This window comes from Coleofasciculus sp. E1-EBD-02 (assembly GCF_040218245.1).
Lineage (GTDB): Bacteria > Cyanobacteriota > Cyanobacteriia > Cyanobacteriales > Coleofasciculaceae > Coleofasciculus.
The window spans coordinates 24,486-31,017 of sequence record NZ_JAVJQN010000030.1 but is presented as its reverse complement, the minus strand read 5'-3'; the positions used below and the strand labels follow the sequence as shown (position 1 = coordinate 31,017).

Annotated in this window: 5 protein-coding genes; all 5 read right to left on the bottom strand. The window is 43.4% G+C overall.

Annotated elements, in window-relative coordinates:
* Positions 1–673 precede the first annotated feature (673 nt).
* The gene (locus tag RIC07_RS05080; RefSeq protein ID WP_446383134.1) at positions 674–1,006 is read right to left on the bottom strand and encodes a hypothetical protein; all 333 of its coding nucleotides are present in this window, start codon (positions 1,004–1,006) and stop codon (positions 674–676) included.
* Positions 1,007–1,127: 121 nt separating this feature from the next.
* On the bottom strand, positions 1,128–2,561 hold the full coding sequence (locus RIC07_RS05075) for a c-type cytochrome (RefSeq protein WP_446393563.1): 1,434 nt from the start codon (positions 2,559–2,561) through the stop codon (positions 1,128–1,130).
* A gap of 291 nt (positions 2,562–2,852) precedes the next feature.
* Positions 2,853–3,278 carry a hypothetical protein gene (locus RIC07_RS05070; RefSeq protein WP_446393562.1) on the bottom strand — a complete coding sequence of 142 codons (426 nt, stop codon included), beginning with the start codon at positions 3,276–3,278 and terminating at the stop codon, positions 2,853–2,855.
* 26 nt (positions 3,279–3,304) lie between these two features.
* Positions 3,305–4,762, bottom strand: coding sequence for a c-type cytochrome (locus RIC07_RS05065; protein WP_446393561.1), 1,458 nt, complete (start codon positions 4,760–4,762; stop codon positions 3,305–3,307).
* A 197-nt stretch (positions 4,763–4,959) separates the two neighbouring features.
* A complete protein-coding gene (locus RIC07_RS05060) occupies positions 4,960–6,399 on the bottom strand; it encodes an NADH:flavin oxidoreductase (RefSeq protein WP_446393560.1) in 1,440 nt (479 codons plus the stop codon).
* Between the last annotated feature and the right edge of the window lie 133 nt (positions 6,400–6,532).

The following is a 6,532-nucleotide window of genomic DNA, read 5'->3' as shown; positions in this document are numbered from 1 at the left end:
GGGAAGCCGGGGGAGCTGGGGAAGCCGGGGGAGCTGGGGAAGCGGGGGAAGCGGGGGTACATTTTTCCTGAGCAAGGTGATGCCATACTTATGAAGAATACTACCCGATTTCCTTGAATCAAACCCTCTGTCAATAAAGCTCAAAGTATTGATGGGCTTTGCGGTTTTGGCTTTGTGCAGCAAACCCCAAATCATATCATGTTGGGTTAAATACTTACCCTAAATCCTGACAAAAGCAGCAACAAAGAACTGTTTGAATCGTGTGTTTCTGCAACAGGGAAACAGTATAAATAGGGTCTGCTGAATAAGTTTTGTGGTGGGGAGAGGCAATAGGCAATAGGCAATGGGCAATGGTTTCAAGTCTCTGTTGAGGTAAAATTTGGTGCTTAGGTCTGCGAAAATCCTAAGATGCAAGAGTGTCTATGTATCAAAACCTTGCACTTGTTAGGTGACAAAATGGCTTGAAACCCAAATCTGGTCTACTTTCCTAACGAGTGCAGCAAGCCCTAGATACGCCTTTGAAATCATGTCCTGACGATTGCCCCTAATTTTAATGCGGTAATAACAAAAGTTTCATGCGTTGTTATTAGGGGTGTTTGACCGGACATAATATGAACCCGTTTTAACGGGTTTTAGCTTTGAGCCGGAACTTGAGTTCCCGGCTTAGTGCCTTTCAAATTTGACGAAAACGCAGCATCTGCAAAAGTTCCTCAGTATCCATTTCCAACCCTTCAGCAATATACTCTAATTCAGTATCAGTTGGTCTTGCCCCATCTTTAATTTCCTGGAGTCGCGCATCTGAGATAGGTGGATTCTCTTTATACTCTTCAGTCCATTCCAATCCTGCCACTAAATCACTCAGTAGTGGCTTACCCAAAGCATCAACACGACGTTGAATTCGCTCAGTTGTCGCCTTTTGCAGCGTTCGCAGTTCATCCATCCTTAAATGATCCAGACTATCCAGGATTTTTTGCAGCGTTAGTTGTGTTTTATTAGAGTCAGTCATGGGATTTATAATCACCCCTTAACAAATAAAGGGTACAGGAGTGCAGGTTTGTCGGCTTTACCCTTATGCCAAAATCTTACCATTTTTTAAGGGATGTGTTGACAAAGAACAAATGACAACATTAAAGCGTCTTCAAATACTCAATCAACGCCAACTTATCCTCAGCCGCCAACTCAGTGCCATAAACATGACCTTGATTACTATTTGCCGTCACCCTGGTATCATATTTAAATCCCTCTTTCTCCGCCGCTACGCCTTCAGCAACAAAGCCCACTTTTTCCGGATTATACACATCATATCCTCTGTAAAACACCATTGTCCGCTGCTCCGGTATCTCCAACAAATCCGTTAAATAGGGGACAGAACCATTATGCAAATAGGGCGATCTTAACCACAACCCATCTAAGGCTACCGCCACATATCCATTAGTTTTGCGAAGCTGATCAAAATCCCAATCATACCCCTCGGCAAACTCATTATACGCATCAGCCGCTTCTTGCGTCCACATATCTAAACGATAGCGGTCTGTGCCAATCTCATCAATAGGAATAACGGTTCCGGTTCGTTCGCCACCATAAGCATGACAAGTGGCGCAGTTACTCTCAAAAATTTGACTCCCTTTTGCCGCTAAATCTTGGTCAATCGTGTACGGATACTTTGGTGGCGGTAATTGGCGAATATAATCCTCCACTCGCTTTAATCCCTCAATATTAATTGACTCCTTCGTCGCCCCATCACCAATCGCCCCAGTATTCACAGTTTCTGTGAGTGATGTTTCTAACCCATCCCAATGTAAGGCAAACCCTTCATGTTGATTTTGATTCCAAATTGACATCATATCCGAGTTGCCAATTGTATCATCGACAGGCAACCCCAAAACTCGAAACTTCACCGGATTAAAGGGGGCAATGCGTCCGGGTCCTTGGTCGGGTCGTTCTTCCATCCAGGCAAAGGTTTCTTTAAGTTCTAATAATTCTTTCCGGGTGCGGGGAATAATAATAAACCGATAGAGTAATTTGTCAAACAAAGACAGGTCATAATTATAGCTAATTTCATCTAAAATATAGTCGGCATTAAATCGAGGATCAGTAGCACAGTCACCGAGAAAGCGAATATACCCTTGCAGATGAAATTTATTTGAGGGTCCACCGGGAACAATCGTTGGTTTATCTTTGGGGGTTTGGCGATAGGTGGCACTATGACAAAGCGCACAGGTTATCCCTTGGCGAGGAAAGCCGATAATTTTCTTGGAAAAGCCAACAGGTAATTCTTGTCCTTCTTCCCAGGTAATGCCGAGAGAGGTATAGCCACCGGGTTTGGGGAGTTTATCGGGAAAAACTCGAGGTAATACTAACCAAATCCAATAGGGAACCCCTTCAGCATTTTCGCTGCCAATTGATCCGTATTTAAAATGATCTTCGACTGATTCGTAATAGGTATCTACTTCGCGAAAAAGATTATACCACGCCAGATATCCGACACTACCAATTAGCAATATTAGAATGATTGCGATCGCGGTAATGGTTCGTCCAATTTTTGATGGTGTACTTTCCATAAAATTGCTCCTTTATTTGTTGAATTGAATTAAGTCCTATTCTGTTTAATCAAAAACCTGTATGGGGAAGCATCCCAATTGGGCAAATTGAGAGAGTAGAAGGCGACCCTATCTATAGCAAAAGGCAGAAGGCGCTCAGGCAGAGAACAGACAATTTATTATTGATACAGGTTTGTTTCAGCCTTAAATATTCTCACCTTTATGGCGACAGCTATAATTGAGTCAACTCCAATTGTTAAGGAATGCCATCGGGTCGCCCCTACCCATTTAACTTCTGCAAAAATGACCGATTTAGGAAAACTCTTGAACGGTTTCCGGCATTTCAGGTTGTTGAGTCTTCATCGCTAAGAATAACAGAGTTCCTTGGACAATCACGAAGAATGCATCAACTAAAGCAATTGTAAGAAATCCTAACGCTTGCCCAAAGAACAAAACAGCACTCAGAAAAAAGGTAGCGCCCGCGCCGCGTGTGACGACCACTGACATCCAAGCGGTTGCTTTGTAGCGATAAGGATCAATTGCCCCCGGAATATACAAAATACTTAGTTCCAGTAGTAAGAGTCCAGCTGCCCGCACCCAGATAATTGGCACGGGTATTTGCATCTTTAATAGCGAAAGCAAAACGTCTGGAAAAAAGCAGAGGGGAATCACAAAAAACATATTCACCACAATACCTAACCAGACCATGCGACTAAACCATTTTGCATAAGCATTCATGATTTTTACTCCTGATTCTAAAAAACTTAAAGTGTTTTCAGATACTCAACCAATGCGGTTTTATCCTCCGACGAAAGTTCGACGCCATACAGATGACCCCTGTTACTATTGCCCGGTACGGTAGTGTCAAACTTAAAATACTGCGTTCCCTTCTCTTGGGCAACCGTTGAGACAAAACCGACATTCTCTTGAGCAAACACATCATACCCGCGATAGAATACTTGAGGACGGTTGTCTGGAGCCTCTAACAAGTCTCGTAGCGTCGGTACAGACCCATTGTGCAAATAAGGCGATCGCAACCAGATTCCATCTAATGGCATATTGGCATAACCATCAGTCTTACGGAAATTCTTGAACCGTTCCGGCGTCCCGACAAACAGGGTATTTTGATTAGACAGTAACTCGTAGGTATAAGAATCTAACCGATGCGGGTCAGTCCCAATTTCCCCAATCGGCGTCACTTTACCCACTTTCGCCCCACCAAAGGCATGACAACTGGCACAATTATTTTGATAAATGGGCTGACCCTTAGCTGCTAATTCCTGATTAATCGGGTACGGATAAGCTGGTGATGGAAGTTCCCACAACCAATCCTCAATCCGTTTAATCCGTTCCAAATCCGCTGTAACTGGTGTCACTCCTGCACCCAACGCCGCACTTAAATTACGTTCATGAACCGATTTATTATCCCCATCCCAATGCAGTTGCAATCCTTCACGGGGTTTTTGATTCCAGATAGAGGGTAAATCCGCCGTGCCAATTTTTTCATCTTCTTCCAACTCATCCATGGGGAAGCTAAATTGAATTGATTTATAAGGATTAAATGTATCCACCCGTCCTGGACCCCAATCCGGTTGTTCATTTAAAAAAGCCAGTTGACTTGCTTGAGTAATCAACGCATCGCGAGTTTGGGGAATAACCAGATAACGATAAATCAGCTTCTGAATCGGATTAAACGTTCCCCCTTGGGCGTCAATTTCAGCTAGGATTCGGTTAGGAGTGAATCGTTCATCCAACGCCGTTTTGCCTAGAAACTGAATATACCCTTGTAGATTAACCGTATTTGAGGGCATCGTGGGGATAAGTTGAGGTTCACTTTCAGGCGTATCCCGCAGTGAACCCACATGACAAATCGCACAATTTAAGCCAACACGGTCAATCAAAACGCGACGCTGAGAAAACCCAATGGGGCGGTCTTGTCCGGGTTCGTAAAGAAAGCCCAACGATTGATACCCTTCACCGGGTAATTTGTCAGGAAATACGGCGGGTAAAACTTTCCAAATCCAGTAAGGTACTCCATTTTCTGGTTCACTGCCAATTGAACCATATTTAAAGTGATTGTTAATATCAGCATAATCGACAGGATTATTTAAGAATCGGGGAGAAACTAAACCAATAATTGTAGCGAGTATAACTCCCGCAATCACAATCAATAGTTTCTTAAAAGTATTGCTTTTTGACTTTAATGGCGTTGATTCTTCCATAATTAATAATTAGTGATTTATGCTATTCTGTATTTAAACCTTGATGTCAGCTAAAGAGGGCTGAATCCTTCACTACGAAGCCAATCTATTGAACCATTTTAGTTGGGTCACGCCAGTAGATGCAGTTAGTTTTTCCTATTATTTTTTGCTGTCACCATAATGTTACTAAACCCGCCCAATTCTCTCCCCTATTCCCGTCACCAACATGGTGCATTGTCAAACACAGTCATAATTTCGGCAATCATTTCCTCGGAATTATTATAGCGACTTAACTCATAACAGCCCAGGGGGTTTTCTAAGGCGTTAAGTAAACATTTGTTGCAGTAAGTACAAGGGCGCTCAGGCAAGTCTTTTCCTGCCTTAAACTGATGCACTAGGTCATTATTCGCCACCAAAGGACGGGCAATACTCACCGCATCACAGAAATTCTCCTGAATAGCCCGACGAATATAGGACGCCTGTTGAAAGCCTCCAGTACATATCACGGGAATATTCACCTGCTTTTTAATCTCAGCCGCGTGATTAAGGCTAACCCCCTGATACTTTTGTAGAAGTTCCTGCATCTGTTCAGAACTCACGAACTTCTGGAACGACTCGTTCAAAGCTTGCGCTTTTACCTCTACTCCCTGAATCGGTTGATCCTGGGTCTGTTTCTGAACTCGATTCCATAAGAATAAGAAAATCGGATACAACAGGGGAAACCGAAATAATAAATAGTTGCGAAAGGTATGAATTCCACTGGATAACATCAAATCATACCAGCGCATCGCCTCGATGCGGGGAAATTCACCCGGAGGGTTCAAGGGATGAGGAAATATACTCCCCGTAGAAACATGAATGGCATCTACTCCAGCCGCTTCCATCCACTGACAGACTTGAATCGAATCCTCTAGCGTATTCCCTGGCTTTTCCCACGGAATCACGGCATTATTATACTCCACCGCACTAATCTTAGCTTGGAGGTGAAAATCATCACCCACTTCCTGACGAATGGCTTTAATAATCTCCAACAAAAAGCGAGCGCGATTTTCTAATGATCCCCCATATTCATCGTTGCGGTCATTAATCCCAGAACTGAGAAATTGGGTAATTAAATAACCATTAGCACTATGCAGTTCCACGCCATCCAGTCCCGCCTCTCGCGCCCGTCTCGCCCCCGCCGCAAACGCCTGAACTGTTTCTTGAATCTCAGCCTTGGTCATGGCTTGGCATTCAAAACCATGAAACGATTCTGTGATACTGGTTGAACTGAGGGCTTTTAAATTAAGGTTTTCTACGCCACTCACATCCTGCTGACGCCCAGAATGGCTCAGTTGCATGATAAATTTACAGTCGTATTCATGCACCACCTCACCAAGTTTACGCCAGAATGGAATACGGTCATCTCGGTCAATTGTGGCATAGTTTGGTAGGATTCGTCCGCGAATTTGTACTGGCGTGAACGATGAAATAATCGCGCCGACGCCTCCCTGGGCAAACTTCTGTTCCCAATTGATTCGGACTTGGTTTCCGGAACCGTCATAGTTATCGAATCTGCCGGAAATATTTGAGCGAAAGATGCGATTACTGACGGTGAGGTTTCGGAATGTTAACGGTTGAAAAATGATATCGTTGTCATTTGTCATGTCATTCGTCATTCGTCATTTGTTATTTGTCATTTGTCATTTGTCATTTGTCATTTGTCATTTGTAAAGGTTTGAGGCTTGTTAACATAACTTCATAAGGTTGAGTTTATTTCCACCAACCTACTTATGTTGGCATTTCCGGACT